This is a genomic window from Litchfieldia alkalitelluris (genome assembly GCF_002019645.1).
Taxonomy (GTDB): Bacteria; Bacillota; Bacilli; order Bacillales; family Bacillaceae_L; genus Litchfieldia; species Litchfieldia alkalitelluris.
The window spans coordinates 2729947-2751356 of record NZ_KV917374.1 but is presented as its reverse complement, the minus strand read 5'-3'; the positions used below and the strand labels follow the sequence as shown (position 1 = coordinate 2751356).

At 35.3% G+C, this 21410-nt stretch carries 19 protein-coding genes and 1 riboswitch; of the genes, 1 reads left to right on the top strand and 18 read right to left on the bottom strand.

The window, feature by feature from the left end:
* Window positions 1-289: 289 nt before the first annotated feature.
* The 15 genes from BK579_RS12685 to BK579_RS12615 form a co-directional block, all read right to left on the bottom strand.
* On the bottom strand, window positions 290-976 hold the full coding sequence (locus tag BK579_RS12685; RefSeq protein ID WP_078545995.1) for an ECF transporter S component: 687 nt from the start codon (window positions 974-976) through the stop codon (window positions 290-292).
* On the bottom strand, window positions 958-2625 hold the full coding sequence (locus tag BK579_RS12680; RefSeq protein WP_078545993.1) for an ABC transporter ATP-binding protein: 1668 nt from the start codon (window positions 2623-2625) through the stop codon (window positions 958-960). The genes BK579_RS12685 and BK579_RS12680 overlap by 19 nt, the downstream gene beginning before the upstream one ends.
* The gene (locus BK579_RS12675; RefSeq protein ID WP_139365097.1) at window positions 2607-3545 is read right to left on the bottom strand and encodes an energy-coupling factor transporter transmembrane component T; all 939 of its coding nucleotides are present in this window, start codon (window positions 3543-3545) and stop codon (window positions 2607-2609) included. The genes BK579_RS12680 and BK579_RS12675 overlap by 19 nt, the downstream gene beginning before the upstream one ends.
* Entirely contained in the window at window positions 3484-4215 is a 732-nt protein-coding gene (locus BK579_RS12670; RefSeq protein ID WP_078545990.1) for a DUF4430 domain-containing protein, read from the bottom strand. The genes BK579_RS12675 and BK579_RS12670 overlap by 62 nt, the downstream gene beginning before the upstream one ends.
* A gap of 140 nt (window positions 4216-4355) precedes the next feature.
* A complete protein-coding gene (locus BK579_RS12665; protein WP_078545988.1) occupies window positions 4356-6233 on the bottom strand; it encodes a DUF4430 domain-containing protein in 1878 nt (625 codons plus the stop codon).
* Between the two features lie 217 nt (window positions 6234-6450).
* Window positions 6451-6644, bottom strand: a riboswitch (cobalamin riboswitch).
* Between the two features lie 120 nt (window positions 6645-6764).
* Window positions 6765-8552: an ATP-binding protein gene (locus BK579_RS12660; RefSeq protein WP_078545987.1), complete on the bottom strand. Its 1788-nt coding sequence runs from the start codon at window positions 8550-8552 to the stop codon at window positions 6765-6767.
* Window positions 8549-9265 carry a response regulator transcription factor gene (locus tag BK579_RS12655; RefSeq protein ID WP_078545986.1) on the bottom strand — a complete coding sequence of 239 codons (717 nt, stop codon included), beginning with the start codon at window positions 9263-9265 and terminating at the stop codon, window positions 8549-8551. The genes BK579_RS12660 and BK579_RS12655 overlap by 4 nt, the downstream gene beginning before the upstream one ends.
* Window positions 9266-10305: 1040 nt before the next feature.
* Window positions 10306-11478, bottom strand: coding sequence for a c-type cytochrome biogenesis protein CcsB (gene ccsB / locus BK579_RS12650; protein WP_078545985.1), 1173 nt, complete (start codon window positions 11476-11478; stop codon window positions 10306-10308).
* Between the two features lie 3 nt (window positions 11479-11481).
* A complete protein-coding gene (gene resB, locus BK579_RS12645; protein WP_078545984.1) occupies window positions 11482-13143 on the bottom strand; it encodes a cytochrome c biogenesis protein ResB in 1662 nt (553 codons plus the stop codon).
* 12 nt (window positions 13144-13155) lie between these two features.
* Complete coding sequence (resA, locus tag BK579_RS12640; protein ID WP_078545983.1) at window positions 13156-13677, bottom strand: thiol-disulfide oxidoreductase ResA; 522 nt, start codon at window positions 13675-13677, stop codon at window positions 13156-13158.
* 113 nt (window positions 13678-13790) lie between these two features.
* Complete coding sequence (rluB, locus tag BK579_RS12635) at window positions 13791-14528, bottom strand: 23S rRNA pseudouridine(2605) synthase RluB (protein ID WP_078545982.1); 738 nt, start codon at window positions 14526-14528, stop codon at window positions 13791-13793.
* Between the two features lie 594 nt (window positions 14529-15122).
* Window positions 15123-15656 carry a spore maturation protein gene (locus tag BK579_RS12630; protein ID WP_078545981.1) on the bottom strand — a complete coding sequence of 178 codons (534 nt, stop codon included), beginning with the start codon at window positions 15654-15656 and terminating at the stop codon, window positions 15123-15125.
* A gap of 3 nt (window positions 15657-15659) precedes the next feature.
* Window positions 15660-16256 (bottom strand): nucleoside recognition domain-containing protein, encoded by a 597-nt coding sequence (locus BK579_RS12625; protein WP_078545980.1) that lies wholly within the window; start codon window positions 16254-16256, stop codon window positions 15660-15662.
* Entirely contained in the window at window positions 16249-17403 is a 1155-nt protein-coding gene (locus BK579_RS12620; protein ID WP_078545979.1) for a D-alanyl-D-alanine carboxypeptidase family protein, read from the bottom strand. Before BK579_RS12620 ends, BK579_RS12625 begins: the two co-directional genes overlap by 8 nt.
* A gap of 193 nt (window positions 17404-17596) precedes the next feature.
* Window positions 17597-18502: a superoxide dismutase gene (locus BK579_RS12615; RefSeq protein ID WP_078545978.1), complete on the bottom strand. Its 906-nt coding sequence runs from the start codon at window positions 18500-18502 to the stop codon at window positions 17597-17599.
* 323 nt (window positions 18503-18825) lie between these two features.
* Here BK579_RS12615 and BK579_RS12610 point away from each other — a divergent pair, with 323 nt between their 5' ends.
* Window positions 18826-19632, top strand: a complete 807-nt coding sequence (locus tag BK579_RS12610; protein WP_078545977.1) for a DUF2935 domain-containing protein — start codon at window positions 18826-18828, stop codon at window positions 19630-19632.
* 148 nt (window positions 19633-19780) lie between these two features.
* On the opposite strand, the gene BK579_RS12605 is transcribed toward BK579_RS12610, so the two are convergent.
* The 3 genes from BK579_RS12605 to scpB all read right to left on the bottom strand — a co-directional run bounded on the left by BK579_RS12605 (window position 19781) and on the right by scpB (window position 21410).
* Complete coding sequence (locus BK579_RS12605) at window positions 19781-20269, bottom strand: YpuI family protein (RefSeq protein ID WP_204524714.1); 489 nt, start codon at window positions 20267-20269, stop codon at window positions 19781-19783.
* Window positions 20270-20317: 48 nt separating this feature from the next.
* Window positions 20318-20731, bottom strand: coding sequence for a hypothetical protein (locus BK579_RS12600; RefSeq protein WP_078545976.1), 414 nt, complete (start codon window positions 20729-20731; stop codon window positions 20318-20320).
* An 88-nt stretch (window positions 20732-20819) separates the two neighbouring features.
* Window positions 20820-21410 (bottom strand): SMC-Scp complex subunit ScpB, encoded by a 591-nt coding sequence (scpB, locus tag BK579_RS12595; protein ID WP_078545974.1) that lies wholly within the window; start codon window positions 21408-21410, stop codon window positions 20820-20822.

Below are 21410 nucleotides of genomic sequence, written 5' to 3'. Positions count from 1 at the left end.
GTTCAACCAATTAGTCGTATTTCCCCCAAAAAAAGTTACACTACCCCCGAATAATTTCATCTCTATCATACATGATTACTAACAGAATTGGGAATAATAATTTGTTAATTTAAGTAAAGTAACTCCCCGCTAATCAAGTAAACTAGACGCTTTTAGAATAAATAAGAGAGATTAATAGGTGGTGAACTAAAGGAGGCAATAGGATGGAAGTTCGAGGTCATCTCAATAAAACAGGAATCAATGTAAATACAAACAAAAAAAAGCTTGAAAGTTCAAGCTAAGAATTTAATCATTTTGTTAAAAGACCATATTTCACTTTAAACCTCGTCATTATTTTAATCCAAGCAGATCCAAAGATTAGAATAAAAAATAAATTTGAGATGGCATGCCCAAGATCAAAATAAAAGCTTGTTGCAAAATAGGCAATAAACTCTTTCCATGAAACATCTTTGATAAACCCAATTAAAAAATATAAATTCATAATCCAACCAAATGCAAAACCTACAACAATTCCATATACAGCAAGTCCTATTTTTGACTTCATGAAAACTGTATGACGTAATAGTCCTGCAATTAGCCCTATCATTCCCCAGCTATACATCTGCCAAGGTGTCCATGGGCCTTGTCCTAAAAAGATGTTCGATACAAGAGCGGCAACCGCCCCAATCAAAAAACCACTTTCTGCACCAAATACAATTCCGCTTACTATAATTATGAATGTCGTTGGTTGCACACTCGGTAGCATTGAGAAAGGGATTCTACTTACTGCTGCAATTGCAGAAATAGTAGCCAATAACACAATTTCTCTTGCATCAATCGGTCTTTTCTCAAACGACCGAAAAAATACAAATAATGAGGTAATTAATATGCCCATTCCAAATATAAGAAAAAATTCATTTTGTAGAATAAAGGACAAAAGTAATAAAAGAGGTGGAAAGGCAATTAGAAAAATAATACCTACCTTGGCATTTCCCATTTCTCCCTAACCTCCTCAATTGTGACCGCCTCAAGTCCAGGATGATCTCTTGTTATCCGATTGATTGATGTCGTATAAAAGTAATTTCCTTTGAAAAAGCCAGCAGACGAACCAATAGCTGTTAGATCACCATCGAAAATCATCCCACTTCTTGTAGAGTACCTTGCTGCAAACTCGATATCATGAGTGGACATGACAATGGTTTTGCCCTCTTTATGTAAATCTTGTAGTAACTGGCCCAGTTGTTCTTTTGCTGTTGGATCTAATCCTTTAGTAGGTTCATCGATAAAGAGAATTTCCGGATCACTTAATAATAAACATGCTAAGGCAGCCTTTTGTTGTTCTCCCCCACTACAATCATACGGATGTCTATCTAATATTTTCTGAAGGTTAAATTGATTAACAATCACCGAGATAGTGGTGTTTCTATTTTCTATATCCAATTGCTCAGCCTGAAATGATAACTCTTCTTTTAAAGTATCTTGTGTAAAGAAGGATTTAGGATTTTGCGGAAGGTATGCTACTTCCTTTTGTAAGATGTTTTCTTTTGTTGCTCGGCTAGACATTCCTTTATAAAACAGCTTCCCTCTTTCAGGCTTTAGTAAGAGACCGCAAACTTTTAATAGTGTTGACTTTCCTGACCCGTTTTTACCTACTATTGAAAAAAAGTCGCCCTTATTTATTGCTAAATTTAAGTTTTTTAGAATATATGCACTATCACGACTATACCGAAAATATACATGTTTACAATTTATAAGGACTTCCTTATTATTGATAATTTTTTGGTCTGTCAATTCTTTCGCATAATTGATAGTAAGTTCACTTATCCACTTTTTCCCTTCCTTTACTGTCAGTGGTATAGCACTTGATTCCACATTTTCCTCTACCTCTAAAAACAGCTTTGAAATTGAAGGAATAAATGGTTTAAAAAAATTATTTGAACTACTCAAAGAATCATAAATGACATCCTTAGGTTGACCATCGTATATGATTTTTCCCTGCTCTAATAAAATAAGGCGATCGGCTAATGGAAGAACTTCCTCTATACGATGTTCAACCATAATAATTGTTATGCCAAACTCCTGGTTGATTCGATAAAGAAGTTGAATAAATTCTTTTGAAGAGATTGGGTCTAATTGGGATGTTGGTTCATCCAACAGAAGTACCTTTGGCTGCAAAAGAAGAATTGATGCCAAATTGATCATCTGTTTTTGCCCACCCGATATTTCATATGTTTTTTTATACAATAAAGAATCTAAATCAAAGAATTGTACGAGTTCCGCCAAACGCTTTCTCATAACGTCGTTTTCAATTCCCATGTTCTCCATACCAAAAATTAATTCCTGATAGACTTCATCCATTACAATTTGATTCTCAGGATCTTGGAACACCATCCCAACCTCAGAAATAAGCCTGCTCGCATTAGTATGTTCGAGTGATTGATTGAAATAATAGATGTTTCCTCTTCTTGTGCCAATAGGGGTTAGTTCTGGTTTTAAATGCTTCAACAATGTACTTTTCCCACAACCTGTTTTTCCACATAAAACAACAAATTCACCCTGCTGAATTGATAGATTTATTCCATTTAAGATTTGATCTTTTTGCTCAGGATAAGAGAATTCTATCTGTTCTAAGCGAAAAATTTCCACCTTATCCACTCCTTTAATTCGATCAATAACGGTAAACTAATATATAAACAAAATGGGAGTAGAAAATACACTTCTGAGCCCGATATCGCTTTTAATTGTAATTCTGGATAAATGGTTAAATTTCCGCTTCCAAAATTTAAAAAACCAAAAAGAATGATCAATATAAGAAACAGCAATGAACCTATCGTGATTAAATCACTTGATGTGAAATAGTAACGTTGATACATAGATCTAGCTTTACTATCATAACCTCTAGCCTTCATTGAATCTGCTGTTTGTATCGCATCTTCTAATGACCATGTTAATAAAACCTGAATAATGATCATTCCAGAACGTAATTTTTGTTTTAATTTACCATGATCTGTAGTAATTGCTCTCCTACGCTGAACCATTATAATTTCATTCAACCTTCTCTTAAGAAGAGGAACAAAACGCATAGTAAGTATTGATAACAGTGCAGACTTAGGGGCAATTTTACCAAATAAATAAAACAACTTAATATCCGTTAATATGACATTAAATACAAAGAAAATAAACAAAATGCAAACTAATGATAATGCCATCCTAATGCCATATACAAGACCTTCTAACATAATAGGGTTTTCACCAAGATAAAATAAAATATGACTTCCGCGTCGATTCATGAGTGGATTAATAATAATTATAAAAAGTAGCAATAACACAATGTAAACAGACCAGTTTTTAAGCTGGCGCCCACCATTATAAGTGAACTGTAAAATGATGAGTAGTAACAGAAAAATGGTTAAATAACCAGGATGAGAAATTAACGTAGCTAATACCATTAATCCTAAAAAGTATATTAAATGAACGATTGGATGGTAAAAATGAAATCTCAGACTAGTTTTCTCCATATTTCTCAATATAAATCCAATTGATTTCGTCTCCACTTTTAATTTCACTTGCCCCGGCACCTATGTTTTGTGACACGCTATTCACTTTGTATATCCATCCACTTTCAGGACCGTAATCAAATTCAAATAGGTTATTTATTCCTTCAACATAGGCAGTTCCTCCATTTCCTCTGACACTTAGTGGTATACCTTTTTCCTTTGTCACTCTTTGAAGGATTTTTAATACCGTATCACCTGATTGATATGCTACCCTTGTTTTTGAAAGAATCGTTTCTTTTCCATTAATCGTTATACTGACAAACTCTTTTTCTTCAGGAGTGGTTGTCGTTTTTTCCTTTGTTGTATCCTGTTTTTTTTGTGTAGTTGTCTTTTTTGTATTTGTATCTGTATTCTTCGTACTTTCTTTTGTTTCTTCCTTTTTTTGTTCATTAGGCGGTGTCGTATTTTTCACTGTATTTTCTTGTTGCTCAGATTGACTCTCTGTTTTCTCTTTTTCTTTTTCCTGATTAGTCTCAGAAGTTTCATTTGCTTTGGTTGTATTTTCTGATTCTTCATTTCTGCTTTTCACTATATTATCTGCGTTCTTTTCACTTGAATAGAGTTGACGATTTTGATGGTCAGTAGCGCTCATTGAATCTTGCGAATGACCAGTAGAACATCCGGTTACAAGCAGAAGTAATAAAGAAATGATAAGAATTTGTATTTTTCTAAGTGACATTTAACTCTCACCACCTAAAATCGGATTTTTTCGATACAGGTTGTTCCTTAGTGTTTTTCCAATATAGACTTTTATGACAACAATAATGAAGCTGACTTAAAAGAAGATCTTTTGAAGTCAGCCATGTTTAGTATTTTGATTTAGATTAACTTTCTTTTATTACTATAAGTGTAAAAAGCTACACCAACTACTAAAAGTAACAATCCAATTAATAATACATTATACGCTGAAGTTGCTGTATTAGGCAATGGATGCCCCACATCTGAATCAGAATCCTTTTGTTGATCGTCAGACGAAGGTTGTTGTGTTTCACTTTCGGTTGGAGCCTCTTTCACTGGGTTTGGTTTAGAAACTTCTGGTTGCTTCACTTCCTCCTCAACATCGATAACTGGTGTAAGTGTGAAGTCATATACAGAGTTTTTACTTGCTAAGAATTGATTATAAGCTACAAGAGCCAAGAATGCCTTTTCTGTTGCAATATCATTTCCACCTTGATCTATTAAATGGCTAAATTGTCCATCTTCTAGTCCAAATTGAAGTAAATGACTGATTAAGTTGCCATTTTCCTTTGTGAACATCTCGTCCATAGGATTTACTTTTAATGAAGAAAGAGCAATAATCACTTCAGCTGTTGATTCACTAGCTTCACCATTTGAAGATGAGAAACCTCCATTTTCATTTTGAACTGATGACAACCAAGCTAAAGCATGATTAGTTGCTTCTTTTACACGATTGTTATCTTGGTAGTTAGCTAGTGCAGAAAGAGCCATCGCAGTTACGTCAACGTCTGACGTACTTCCAAACAAGCCGAATCCACCATCCGTATTTTGAGCATCAAGGATATAAGTAATTAATTTATCTCTTGTCCAAAGTGCATCACTTGGGATCTCAAATTGTTTACTATCAAATGCAATAAGAGCAAAGATTGGCCCATTTAAGCCTTGATTTGTCATACGCTCATTATTATAAATTTTTTCAATTAAGTTATATCCTTCTATATCTGTTGGATTACCTCCAGCTGCTGATATACCTAAAACATGACGTTCATAGTCCGTGACATTACGGAAAGTTCCTTCTTTATCTCTTAATTCTTGTTTTACAGCTGTTAGGTATGAAGCAGGAACACTTCCATCAAATTGTGAAATCGCAATTGCTTCCCATGCAGTATTGATACCAGCATTTAATAAATAGTTCTTTGTAACTGGAAGTAGTTCCTTCACTTTGTTATTAAGCTCCGTTTGATCTATTTCCTCAGGATCTGTTGGTTCAGGTTCCTCAGTACCAGGATCTTCAGGAGTTGTTGTATCCCAAGAAACATATTCAAATAACAGCTCATCTTCAGGTTGAACTTGATAAGAACCGATGCCTTCTTCTGCAAATCCACCATTTACATAGAAAGCCCAATAATACGTTCCTTCAGACATAATCCCATTAATCCCTGTAATATAAGCACCATAGGTTGGATCATCCACAATTGATACATTTTCCTCGCCTACGACCTCCTTAAGAGCATCCAAGGCAGTTTTACCTTCCGTAATTTCAAAGCTTTCCGAATCGACTAATACACTAGAGCCATTTTTGATCGTAACTGTTCCATGCTCGGCAACTGGTTCATTAAACCATGTAACAAACACAAACTGAATGACATCATTAGCTTTTGGGACGATTTCTGAAACACCAAGCTCAGAATACTCCCCATTATAGATAATTGACCAATAATGAAAACCAACTTCATCAGAGTAAGAGTTTAATCCATTAATTCCTACAATATAGGGTTTATCTTCATAGTAATCTAGTTCAACATTTTCAGTTCCAACTAAGTTTTGTAATAATGTAAGGGCTGTTGAATCCTCAGTTATTTCTAAATCGCCCTCTGCTAAAATTTTCCCAGTGCTATCTTCTACTACTAGATTAGCTGTGTCAACTGCCTGAGCTAATGCTTGTACAGGATAAAAGAATGAAAGCTGAATTAGCAAAAATGCAAAAGCAATAAAAGATGTAGTAATTTTTCTAGACATTTTTTTCCCCTTTTACTTTAGACGTATTTAATTTTTAAATCAATTGCGTTTTACTAGTTTCTTTTACTAACTAGTTTTAGAAAATAGTAAAAAAAACCTATTAAACAAAAAAAAATCTCCCTAAAGGAGATTGCTGTAACGCATAAAATCAGCGAGAAATTTGAAAAATCTCAAGCTAAAAATGCCTTACACCTCCTTCTATCCGCGTAGAAAATAATTGGTGATACACTAATAGGCAGGTCTCCTGGCTTATGATTCCCATTCTCTAAGCCTTCCCATCAATGTTGACAGTGGCACTTGTTTAGAGAATAATCAATTTACAGTGGCGGGACCGCGCCGGATTTACACCGACTTCCCTTTTAAGGGGTTGTTATCAATGAGAACAACCCCACCTATTATAAAACTATTATAAAATTCACCTTATCTTAGCAAGTATTTAAACAAATGTCTATAACTAAACTCTATAAAAAAGAAACATTTCTACTAGAAATGTTTCTTATGAAACAAGAATTCTCGGCACAAACAATCAAATTACTCATATTTTCGGGGTAAAAAGAAGGTAAATGTCGTTCCTTCGTTTATTTTGCTGTGTACTGATATTTCACCGTTGTGTGAATCGACAATATTCTTCGCAATTGCTAGCCCAAGTCCTGTACCTGAACGGCCTCTTGTTCTAGCTTTATCAGCTTTATAGAAACGCTCAAATACAAATGGAAGATCTTCCTCTGGTATACCTGTTCCTGAATCCGAGATTTCAAACAAAACACCATTTTCTTGAGCAGTGCTAGTTAAAGTCACATAACCGAATTCATCTGTGTGGCGAATTGCATTATCGATTAAGTTGGTTAAAACTTGCTCAATTCGATCAACATCGATAAGAAGATATCCAAGCTCTGATTGATTTTTTATCGATTTCAAATGAATACCCTTGTCCTTTGCAAGTCCTTGGAACTTACGAATAACCTTTTCAATGAAATGATCAAGATTTACGTCTTCTTTATTTAAAGTAATGTGTCCTGCTTCCATCCGTGCGAGGTCAAGAAGTTCATTAACAAGTCTTCCCATTCTTAATGACTCATCATTAATAACCTTAACAATTTCCTTTTTCTCCTCTTCAGTGCTGGCAATATCATCAATGATTGCTTCACTATATCCTTGAAGCATTGCTATTGGTGTACGAAGTTCGTGTGAAACATTTGCAATAAAATCTTTACGTAACTTATCCAAACGTCTTTCCTCAGTCATGTCTCTAAGAACTGCCACAGCCCCACGAATATAGGTTTGGTTATATAGTGGGCTCATCAAAATAACCCAATTTCTCCCCTGTAAATTGATTTCGGTTACCTGTTCCTTCTCAAAGCTTACAGCTTTTTGGAATAACTCTCGAATTTCTGATGGCAGCTCTTCACCAGGGTTATTTTTCATCCCTTGTTGGTAATACCATGCTTGTAGAAAACGCTCTGCCGGAGGATTCGTAATTAATATCGTTCCATCTCTATTTAAGGTAATTACACCATCTGCCATACTTGATAAGATACTAGAAAGTTGTTCTTTCTCTTGGTTAACGGCATTAATATTAAATTTTAATTGTCGTGCCATTTGATTAAAAGCAGTTGCAAGTTCCCCTATTTCATCATTCGTAAGTATTGGAACCTTTGTATCAAACTTCCCCTTAGCAAGTTCAAACGCTGCTTCTTTCATTTTCCTTAAAGGCGCAGTAATCCTAGTAAGCAGGAAAAAAGCAAAAATGGTTGTTAAGATAATTGCAACTCCTGCGGCTAAATAAATGAAGCTTGTTGTCCGTCGTGATGTTTCTTCAACAATATTTAACGATTGATACAAGAATACAGCTCCAGTTTTACCGCTTGAGAAATGAAGAGGAGCACCAACAACAAACATCTGATCCGGAAATTGTGATTTTAACGTTGAATCAGTTAAATACTTTTTCTCACTTACGGTCTTATCCTCTGAGAATACTTTTTCCAACTCCGGATCATCCATAAAATATGAAATAGGTAAGTTCCCAATTGAATCTAATTCAGGAGAATACCAGTAGGTTTCCTCATCATAGATAATTAAAACTTTTGTTACATCATCAGCAAATTCCCACGCAATCGATCGCGCTACATCTTTATCTTCATAATTTTCGATTGTCGTTGCTATTTTTGTTGCTAACTGATTTAAGTCAGCTTCTGTTTCGTCTACTAAAAAGTTCTCAAAATGTTGGAGGAGAAGAACCGTTAATATAAATAGTACAAAGGAAACTAGTAAAAGTATGGTAATCCATAGCTTACCTACTACACTTCGCCAAAACATCATTCATTTATAACCTCAAATTTATAGCCTACTCCCCATACAGTAACAATCATTTTAGCAGCATCTGGTGATACTTTATTTAATTTTTCTCTTAGTCGCTTCACATGTGTATCTACTGTTCTCAAGTCTCCAAAAAATTCATAATGCCAAACCTCTTTTAATAAAGCCTCACGGTCATATACTTTATCCGGGGCTTTGGCAAGGAATAATAATAATTCATATTCCTTAGGGGTTAAACTGACTTCTTTCCCATCAGCAGTAACCCTGTGTGCGTCATTGTCAATCGTTAAGTGACTGAAAACAATAACATCCTTAGTTGTCGTTTCTGTCTGTAAAAAAGAAGTTGGTGAAGATCTTCTAAGTAAAGCTTTTACCCTTAATACAACTTCACGTGGACTAAATGGCTTAACAATATAGTCATCAGTTCCAACCTCAAAGCCTTGAACTCTGTTAGTTTCTTCTCCTTTAGCTGTTAACATAATAATTGGAGTGGATTTCTTTTCACGTATATCCTTACATACCTCGATTCCGTCTTTTCCTGGCATCATTAGGTCTAACAATATTAAGTCATATTCAGAATTGATTGCCTTCTCTAATGCTATTTCTCCGTTTTCAGCTTCGTCAATTTGATAATTTTCTCTCTCTAAATACATTTTTAATAGGCGACGAATACGTTCTTCATCATCAACTACAAGAATTTTTGCTTCCTTTTCCATTCTTAACCCTCCAAATGAGATTGCAGCAAGCTACAATCGTTAAATATCTGTTTATTTACAATGAAAATATAAAAAACTTAAGACAACATTATCGTACATAATAAAGACACAAAGTTCTATAACATTTGTCACAATATAATTAATAATAAATAGCCTTGACACAAATTTATCATAATTTTCCATGAAACGAAAATTACTAGGGATTTATCTTAAGTTTACCCCTGAAAATACTTAGGGTGGGGAATTCCATTCACTGTGGAATAAACATTTTCATTCTCCATGGTTCGAATATTATCTTTGGATTGGAGTCTACCCTGAAGACCAGTTTGGGGATAAACCTACTTGGGGCAACTACCTCAAAGTGTGGTCCTATGATTCACTTCCTCCTTGGTTTCGCCTCGGCAACTGGATCATAGAGGGGCTATGATTTATTTCCTCCTTGGCTTCGCCTCGGCAACTGTATCATAGAGGGGCTATGATTCACTTCCTCCTTATTTTCGCCTTGCCAACTGGATCGTAGAGGGCGTATGATTCACTTCCTCCTTGGTTTCGCCTCGGCAACTGGATCATAGAGGGCGTATGATTCACTTCCTCCTTATTTTCGCCTTGGCAACTGGATCATAGAGTGTGTATGATTCACTTCCTCCTTGGCTTCGCCTTGGCAACTGGATCATAGAGTGTGTATGATTCACTTCCTCCTTGGTTTCGCCTCGGCAACTGAATCATAGAAGGCGTATGATTCACTTCCTCCTTGGTTTCGCCTCGGCAACTGGATCATAGAGGGGCTATGATTTATTTCCTCCCTATTTTCCCCTCGGCAACTGTATTAAAGCCACTGGGAATCACCTAAATTCCTGATCATTTTAACTAAGCACCAAGCAAACCCTTAATATAACCATAGTCCGAATCAAACGATCATGGGTGTCTATATGTTAAATAACTTCAAGAACAAGCGCTCACATGGAAAGTTTTATAATATATTTACATCTGTATAAGATAGATTTTACAGAGCAATAAAAAAAGACCAAATTGGTCTTTTTTTATGCATATGAATGTAATCCGGCAATAACTAAGTTTACAAAGATTAAATTGAACATAATAATTGCAAATCCAATCACTGCTAGCCATGCGGATTTTTCACCATGCCACCCTTTTGATAGTCTTAAATGAAGAAATACTGCATAGAAAAGCCATGTGATTAATGCCCACACTTCTTTGGGGTCCCAGCCCCAAAATCTTGTCCAGGCAATCTGGGCCCATATCATTGCAAAAATAAGTGCTCCAAGAGTAAAGATTGGGAAACCAATCGTTACTGATCGATAACCTATTTCATCAACTAAATCAAGATTAACATTTTTAACTAATGGCTGTAATACTGCTGCTATTCTTCGACGAAGAATAAGTCTTAATAAACCATATAATAATGTTCCAGCTAATAATGACCATATAACAGTGTTTAATTTCCTAGCACTAATAAGAGCAGGAACCTCAATGGCTGGTTCAAACTTTCCAGCAGTTAATAATTCACCTTCATTGGGACCAACAAGGGCAGGAAGGTGAAATACCATTTCTGATTCCTGTTCATTCTTATCAATCCAAGAAAATGTTGCTTCATAACTCATAAAACTAAAAATTGTTGAAACAATAATAAATGCAATGGTTGTTACAACAGTGAACATGATCGATTCTAGCCAAAATGTTCGCTTACTAGCAACTGTTTGATCAACAACTTTTACTAAATACAATGTACCTGCAATCGCGCTGATAGCCAAAACAGCTTGACCTAGAGCTGCGGTAGTTACGTGTATGTGAAGCCAATCACTCTGAAGGGCAGGAATTAATGGTGAAATCTCCCTCGGAAACATACTTGCATATGCGATTAACAGAACTGCAACTGGAAGTGTAAACAGTCCTAGCGCACTTGTTTTATAAATAAAATAAATCAGGATAAAGGCTAGTACAACCATATGCCCAAAAAATGTTGTAAACTCAAATAGATTACTTACAGGAGCATGTCCCGCCGCTACCCAACGAATGAAAAAATAAGCCGTTTGGGCAAGAAATCCAATGATTGTTAGAATTATTCCAATTTGTGACCAACGGTTAATATTAGACTTCTCCTTCTTATCACGAATAGCTCCCCCGAAGAAAAAGGTTGCTACTAGATAAAGGATAAACGCAGTATATAATAAATTTGCACTTAGTTGTGCCATTGTCTACCCCTCCTTTTCTACATTTTGTCTCTCTACTTGCTCATTCTTTAATTCTACCTGATCCACTGGCTCTTTAATACTAGTGCCAGAGACAATGAATTCCATTTCGCGTTTCAAACCAAACCAGTTCTTATTTGAATGTCCAGCTAACAAAATATTTCCATTTATTTTCTGAACCCAGATTCGACGGTGATTCCAGTACATTCCTTGAATAACCCCAATCATAAAAATAAAACCACCTAATCCTAATAACCATAAAGTTAAATCCTTGCGGACAATTAATCCAGATACATTCGTTGTTTCGAGCCCTGCAAAGGTCATTTTATATTCATTATCTCCGAAAGGTTCAATATTTTGTTGAATTGCTACAAAACTAACTTCCCCTTCTGGGTTTTCTGGTGAAAACATTTTAAAAACAAACGCTGGATTGTTTGGAATCTTAGATTTAGTCGCAGGATCACCTGCATTATCAAAATAGAAGTCAGGAAAATAACTTACCATTTCAACATGGTAGTCTTCATTAATTTCATAGGTTTTTTGAGGATCCCTTAGATTTACTGTAATCTTTCCATGGTTGGTTTCTGTTTCTTTATCAATCAAGTTGAATGACATCGCTTTAAACTCATTTAATTTAAAATCGACCTGATAAAGGGCATAGTTATCGTGTTTTAATGGCTCATTCACACGAATTTGCCAGTCTTTTATTTTCTTGAGCTCTTGGTTTTCTCCGACAATAGAGTTTTGGTCTCGTTCATATAGTACTACATTGGTTTGATAGTTTTTAACTGCCATCCCATTACCGACACGGTCAATCGCTTCACCGAAGACCTCATCTTCATTTTCTTTTTCATAGACTTCCATGATAAAGCCATTACTCTCTAAGAAATACATTCCGTTCGTCCCCGGGATGCTTGTCGTTTCTCCTTCTCGGATCCATAATACCTCATCCACATACATTCCAGGTACAAACCTTAGCATTGCCCCAATTAAAAATATAACCAGACCTGTATGGTTTACATATGGCCCCCATCTTGAGAACCGACCTTTTTCTGCTAAGAGACTTCCATCTTCTTCTTTAACATTATAGCGTTTTTTCTTCAAATTCGCTTTTACTACATCTAAATCACTAGTTTCTATGGTTTCTTCACTAGTTACACTATAAAGACGTTGTCTTTTTAAAAAGCTCTCATGACGCTTTACACCTTGTTTCTTAAGTGCACGATACAATGGTACCACTCGATCAATACTAGCAATAGTGAGAGAAATCCCGATTGAAGCAATTAGGATCATATACCACCATGAACCATATAAATTATGGAAACCAAGAAGATAATATAATTGTCCTAAAACCCCATACTCATCTTCATAGAATTCACTAGCATCAACAGTTGGAGGTATGTACATCTCTTGTGGAAAGATCGTTCCAACAGCCGAAGTTACTAAAGTGACAACAATCAGCCACACTCCAACTTTTACAGACGAAAAGAAGTTCCATATCTTGTCCACCACGGTCTTATTATACGTTTGAGACCTTCTGGCACTTCCTTCATAGCGCATATCTAGTAATTTTTGAGTCTTCTTTTCTTCAATTGTTCTACCACAAGACTCACAAAAAATTGTACCATGTCGATTAGCATGTCCACACGTACAGGTGATTTGTTCCATACATAAAACTCCCTATGGCTTGATTTGTTCCATATAATCATGAATCATTCTTTCTGTTAATTCCAACGATACAATATCGATAATAACCCCATTTTTATCAATAAAGAATGTCGTCGGCAAAGGATCTACCCCGTATAGATGAAGGAGTTGATTTCCTTTATCAATTGCAACTGGAAAAGTCATGTCATATTTGTCTACAAATGTTTCAACACTAAACTTTGGTTCATTTACATTAATGGCAAATATTTCGACTCCTTGATCCTTATATATTTGATATTGATTTTCTAAATAGGGCATTTCTCTTTCACATGGTTTACACCAAGTTCCCCAGAAATTAACAATGACACCTTTACCACGGTAATCAGATAATTTATGTTTATTACCATTTAGATCCTCTATAACAAAATTAGGAGCTTCATCGCCAATTTTCAATTTTACTTTTTCAACGAAAAAATTAGAATATAAGGTATATCCTAGGGCTGTAGTTAATAAAAGTAAAATGATTGTACGAATGAATAAACGATACCTCTTCATACTACCTCTCCCATATTTAATAATCTAAAATACACATCGTAATTATAGCATTTATCACTATATCTACGTTGTCTATTATTGAACATTATGTGTCTATTTATAATTATTACAATTTATTTCAAACGATTTCCTTCAGTTGTAGCAAGAGCCCTAAGTTGTTTTACTTCATGTCGTGAAAGCTCTCGATATTCGCCTGTTGATAGGCCTTGTAAGGTTAAAAACCCAAAACGTTCACGCTTTAGTTTCATGACCTCGTGCCCAATAGCTTCAAACATTCTTCTTACTTGTCGATTTCTACCCTCGTGAATGATAATCTCCACAATTGAAGTCTGTTTCTTCTTATCAACAGATAAAACTTTTACTTTTGCTGGTGCTGTTTTTCCATCTTCTAGCATTATCCCCTTTTCTAGTTGGCGGATTTTTTCTCTAAAAGGGATCCCCTTAACTTTCGCAACATATACCTTATCAACTTCATATTTAGGATGCATTAAAACATTTGCAAAGTCCCCATCATTTGTCAGTAATAATAAACCTGAAGTATCATAATCTAATCTTCCAATCGGATAGATCCTCTGCTCAATATATGGAAACAAGTCTGTAACAACTTTTCTACCTTTATCATCAGAAACACTCGAAATAACTCCCCTAGGTTTATAAAGCAAGAAATACACCGGTAGTTCCTTCTCTAATGGAATTCCATTCACTTCAATTTTATCGTTTTGCGTCACTTTTGTTCCGAGTTCTTTTATCACTTTTCCATTTACTTTTACTTTCCCCTCAAGAATAAGCTCTTCTGCTTTTCTTCTTGATGCAACTCCTGCTTGGGCTATCAATTTTTGTAATCGTTCCATTCTGTTCACCTCTTGTAACATCTTACTTGTTTCTTACCTAATACACAAGATAAAGAAATTATGATTATCTACTTAGATTGTTAGTGTTATTATTATTCTTGGTTATTATCCTTTTTTTGATTAAATAATGATAAAAATATTTATCTTTTACAAAGGCTATTTTCGCATACTTTATTGGGTTTAAAGTTCTTTTAAAAACACTATGAACTGAGTGGCATCTTTTTTAGTAAGTTCTACCCTGAAAATAACTTTGGTTGTGGAGTCCCATGAGCTGCGATCCACTCGCGGGATACCGCGGGGTGTTCCGTGAGCCTCCTCGTCGTCAGGGACGGGCTTCTGCGGGGACTCACGAGACCACTAGATCCCGCAGGAGTCAAGTGGCTCTTCGCTCATTCCACACTGAAGAGTAAACATTTTCATTCACCATGGTGTGAGATACTTATTTAGTATGGTTGTCTCCCCACTACATCACGTGAAAAAGTGTAACCTATTTAAAAATGGGGCAACAACCTTTCATAAAAGAGCCTATAAAAAATAACGTCCAAACTAAAAGAGCACATAGAGAAAAACTCTCTACATGCTCTAAAATTAATTTTAATATCCAAATATTAGTGTAACGATTACTAATGAAGCAATAATTCCGACCAAGTCAGCCAGTAAGCCTACCTTTAATGCATCACCCATTTTCTTAATCCCTACTGCTCCGAAATAAACTGTTAATACGTAAAACGTCGTGTCAGTACTACCTTGTAAGGTAGAAGCAAGTCGACCAATAAAAGAATCCGGTCCGTATGTTGCAATTAAATCAGTTGTCATTCCAAGTGCGGCAGTGCCAGAGATTGGACGTATTATTGCAAGAGGTGCAATTTCTGCAGGGACACCGATAAACTGTAATGCAGGTCGAAGGAATTCCACAAAAAAGTCCATTGCTCCAGATGCTCTAAAGATAGAGATTGAAACTAACATGCCCACTAAATAAGGAATAATTGAAAACGCGATATTAATTCCTTCTTTTCCACCCTCAACAAACGCCTCATATGTAGGAACTTTTTTGAGAGTTCCGTAGATTAAAATGAATCCAATAATTACTGGAATAATATAAAGTGAGACAAGACTTACAATACCCAAGATTTACTTCCCCCCTTTTTTCCGCGTTCTTCGATAATGAAAATAACGATCAATCATTATCGCACCAACCGTTGATGCAAAAGTTGCGACAAGTGTAGTTCCTACTATTTCTGTTGGACTCGCGGAATCATAAGTCATTCTTATTGCAATGACAGTTGTAGGGATGAGTGTCAAACTTGAAGTGTTAATTGCTAAAAAGGTAATCATCGATCTGCTTGCTTCAGTTGATCCTCCATTAAGTTCTCTTAATTGCTCCATTGCTTTTATCCCCATAGGTGTAGCTGCATTACCTAGGCCGAATAAATTAGCCATCATATTGGATAAAATATACCCCATGGCAGGATGATTAACAGGTACTTCTGGAAACAATCTCTTAACAATTGGCTGAAAAAGATTTGCAAGCTTCTGTAATAATCCAGCATCTTGCGCTATCCTCATTAATCCTAACCAAAAGACCAAAATGCTTATTAAACCAATACATATTGTTACTGCTTCCTTTGCACCCTTAAAAACAGCTTCATTTACTTGTTCAATTGTCCCATTAATAATAGCAAAGACGATTCCTATAATTGTCATTAATACCCATATAATATTAACCATGTTTTTCAACACCTAAAGTAATCAAGAATATTTTTTTAAAAAATCCCCAAAAACCACTTGAACTTTCAACCTCTTCACTATCAAAATATATCGGGAGCTTGCCTATTGATGAGTTGCCTTGTTTTACAATTACAGTCCCCACAATTCTTGGAACATCTTCCGGATCGTCCCAGTCCTTGTCTTTAGGATTTAATAACTTAATATCTATTTTAATGTCGCTTTTTTCTTCTTCTGTTAGTGGATATAACAGGTCCCGATTGACAGAAATTTTATTTTTATAGAATTCATCTTTTATCTTGTTAAGAGTACCTTGTTTCATCAATTTAACTAACTTATAATGATCAAATGCATAATTGAACAGACTCATATGATCATTCCAGTCATCCCCAGCATTAATCGTAACTGCAATTAAATCTAAGCCATCTTTAGATGCTGTGGATACGAGGGTACGTTTTGCTCGCTTTGTATAACCTGTTTTTCCACCAGTACTATAACGATAGAGCCCTGTTAAAAGCTTATTCTTATTTTTCCAAACTCGATCCCATTTTTCATTAGGGTTTGGCGCACGGTGTACCTCTGTCCCAAAAATCGTTCTGAAATGTTCATTATTCATTGCATATTGAGTTAAGATTGCCATATCATATGCAGTTGAATAATGATTTTCATGGTCATCAAGTCCATGTGGATTTGCAAACTCCGTGTTAGTCATTCCAATTTCAGCAGCTTTTTCATTCATTAAAAAGATAAATCCATCTAAACTCCCGCCAACATGCTCTGCAATCGCAACTGCTGCATCATTACCTGAACGGAGCATTAAGCCGTACACTAAGTCTTCAAGTTTAATTTTTTCGTTTTTTTGAAGATAAATAGAAGAACCTTCAGTTCCAAAAGCGTTATCACTAACCGTAACCATTTCATCCATCTTCCCTGACTCTACAGCTAAAATAGCTGTCATTATTTTAGTTATACTTGCAATCCGTCTCTTCTCATGTGCATCTTTTTCATATAATACTCTCCCAGACTGCTGTTCTATTAAAACTGCACTAAGAGCGCTAACAGACCCAAATGCAGCTGATTTTTGAGGAAAATAAGAAAAAAGCATAGTCGCTGCTATGAACAGTATGGTTATCTTACTTAATTGCTTCATTTAATCCCCGTCCCTTTTACTGTTTTGTACAAGTTTATGCAGAACATGTCCTTATATGACCCGAAAAAAATATCGTCTTACTTATTGATAGTCCAATATCCGCAGCAAAAATTATTTTTATAAACAAAATAACCTGAACCCTTAAAATTTTTAGGGTCAGGTTATTTGTTTATATTGTGGTTTATTTAATAATCTAAGCCGGGGACCATTTAAGCTTTGAAGCTTCTTTAAACCGTCTTTCTACCTCGCTCCAATCAACAATGTTCCACCAGTTTTTCACATAATCTGCTCTCTCGTTTTTATATTGTAGATAATAAGCATGTTCCCATACATCTAGTACAAGTAATGGAATCGTGTCCCATTGCGTCATTAATTGATGCCTCTCAGATTGTAGGATTTCAAGTCGATGCGACCTTGGAGACCAAACCAGAATGGCCCAACCAACTCCTTCAACTTTATTTGCTGCTTCAGTAAAGTGAGCTTTAAATGCATCAAAGCTACCAAAATTTTGTGTGATTTGAGTAAATAATTTCCCAGTTGGAATCTTTTTACCATTAGGACTCATTACATGCCAAAAAATAGTATGAAGATAATGACCAGAACCATTAAATGCAGCTTCTCTTTCCCAATGCTTTAACAATTCAAAATCCCCGGTATTTCTTGCTGTCTGCATCATTTTTTCAGCTTTGTTTAATCCATCCACATAGCTTTTATGATGTTTATCATGGTGAAGTTCCATTATTTCTTTTGAAATATAAGGTTCCAATGCATCATAGCTGTAAGGCAGTGGCGGAAGTGAATGTCCTCCGATCGTTACTCCACTATGATCCATCAACCTATCTTCAGATTGATTGTTTAATAAAATTTCAGAACTCTGTGAATATAGCTTATCAACCTTTGTTTTTATCTCATTAATATGCTCATAGGTGATATCCTTATCTAGCTGGTTTAGATATTGAAGAAAGTCCTTCATATCTTGTTCAATATAGACGACTTCCTCTCTCTGATTCGTTCGTACATCTCTTGCTAAAGTAAGTATTTGTTCTCCCCACAATTTCACATCATTTACATACTGTCCATATGAACCTTGGTTAGTCATACGTCTCCTCCTCGTTTCCGATTCAGCTTTATTGTATGCAGGATATTATTATTGTGACATTATCCTATTTTGTTTTTAACTTATTTTTAGATTTGGCTATTTTCGTAAACTTATTATTTTGAATTAAGTGGAGAGGCTTTTATTCATTCTTTCGAGATGTTCACTGTTAGTGAATAATACAAATAATTTAATCTCTATTATTTTCCAATTAGCAACATTCTTTAGAAAAAAGCCTTACATTTAGACAAGATGTTTGTCATACACATAAAAAGTACAGCACCTGGTGTTAGTGGCAAATGCAAACAAATTTTGGAGGTGGCTCTATGAACTTTACTGAAGAAGCGGTATTTGAATTAAGTTTTTGGATGCAAATCTTAGGAGATCATAGTCGCTTTATTCACGATTCCTTGTCTCCTAAAGAAAAAAATAAAGTGACTACAGCCAAAAACTTTATCGAGGTTTTTGATGATTTACTCACTAAATCAAGGCTGCGCCTTCATCAGACAGAGCTTCTAACAGTAATCCGACAAGCTAGGCAGGAAAGTGAAAAATTAAGAACGTTTAAACTTCAAATCATTGAAGAACATCTTACTGGTACTATTTCTATTAATCTACCACCATCATTTATAAGTCACATGGTAAATGAACTTGAGGAGTGGCAACGCGTTTCTTCATTTTTAGTAGAAGGTCGTAAAGTACCAGCGACACATGCTTTACACCATCACCTGTTGTGGCTCTTAGACGCCGCCGGACACGCTGGTGCTATAAATGATAATTTAGATCGCGTGGAAAAAAATCTAAAAGAAAAAGGACAGGAGTATGTCAAACAGTGGGAGGATTTTTACTTAAAAGCTGTTGAACTGGTTGGATATTTACGAACGAATAAATTTGAGTTCCCCGCTCTTTCGCGATTTAATAATCAGGTCGAGTTAGAAATGACTGTTTTCAAAGGGTTTCTCAATGAATTGGAAGAAATGGAGCTTACCAAAGAATTATTAGGTGTCCTTACTCCTTTAATGGCAGATCATATGGCTAGAGAGGAATGCTATTATTTAACTAAACTAGCTCAAACGACAAAAGAGGTAAAAATGCCTGCTTGTGACCCTACCAAACCAAGAACAGAGGTTTAGTTTTAAGAACCAAAGTAAAAAAAGAAACCGTGGTGCCCGGGGGACATCAACAGTTTCTTTTGTAAGTTACAATCAGAAAGCTTTGTTTTTTTAAGGAGAAATTGCTATTGGTTGTAACAATAATCTTTTAAATAAAGTGTTTCGCGTATTATTTAGATTGTAACATTTTTGTTCGATAATCTGTCTCATAAAATTCTAGCTCTTCTCTAACCGCTTGAAATCCCCCTTCAAGCGAAGATAATAGTTTTCCAACAGAAGGTGGAGGTGTTTGTCTAAACGTTAACGCATTTTTACCAGTATACGCTGATCGACTATCCTCAAACCAAGAGTCATTTTTTGGTGAGAAAAATTCTTCAATACACTGATGATAGATTTTATATAATGTCTTTTCGGCAGCTCCCTTTCTAAAGGGTTCGTTTGCAAGAACAACTTGACATGCATCTAGCCCCTCTTCACAATATACAACAAGTCTCCTAATATTGCTGAGTAAGCTTTCAAAATACTCTTTGTCACCCTCGACTTCATCCATAACCGATGAAATGGTTGTTTGATTTAGGTAAGTCGTTATATCTAAAACTGTCTTTCGCAGAAATAGTTCAACTTGCTCGATTTGTGATTTAACTATCAGGTTTCCCATTTGTTTCCCTCCACAGTGGTATATGTAGTTTTATCTTATGCTTTATTTCTAATTCATTGAATAGATAATTGATGGATTTATTGTATAAGGTTGATTATTTCCAAGCTTTTCGAAAAGATCTTGAAGCATATTGTAATTAAATCCTTTAAAATATGAGATTAGCTCATCTACAGAATTTATATATACTCTTTTTCGCTTTCTAAAACTCGGATTACTTAGTAAACATATTAATCCAACAATGTCCTTAATGGTAACTGAACGATCACCAGATGTGAACAGTGGCTCCTGATCAAAGGGAATTACTTCTAATAATTGTTCGTCAAAATATCGAACATATAATAAATGAAATGTCTTTTCTTCACCTTGATCAGTAAAAATAACCTCCGATTGGTTAAAAAAGTCCTCAGAGGTATTAGATTGAGCTTTTTCTAATTCGTAACCCATACATTGATTTAACTTCATTATTCCACCTCTTTGTACGTCTTACTTGCATAAACTAATTCAACTAACATTAAGTTTATTTTAACATACTACGAGCTAGTATGGATGGTTATTTTGATTCATCAATCGTTTCTTGAAACTTTTCAAAGAATAAATCCGCTTCCTCTTGTACATATTCATCATCAATCTTTTCAGGTAGGGGTGGCAGCTCTTCTATTGTTTTGAGACCAAAATAATCAAGGAATTCCTTTGTTGTACCGTAAAGAATAGCCCTTCCTGTCCCTTCAACTCTTCCAACTTCTTTTATTAACGCTTTAGCTACTAATGTGTGAATCGGTCTTTCTGTTTTAACCCCTCTTATTTCCTCGATTTCTTGTCTTGTAATTGGCTGACGATACGCGACAATTGCCAACGTTTCAAGCGCAGCCTGAGAAAGAGTTGTAGTTGAAGGTGAATCAATCAATCTCTTCAAAAATCCTGAATGCTCTTTTTTTGTAGTTAATTGAAACGCACCTGCAACCTCTACTAAACGCAAACCGCGATCTTCAGTTAAATAATCATCTCTTAACTCATTTATGATATCTTCAACAATATCTGATTCTACTTCCAACACTGTAGATATTTGTTTAAGAGACAATCCTTCATCACCAGCAACAAAAAGAAGTCCCTCAACGATGCCTTTCCATTGTGTCAATTTCAC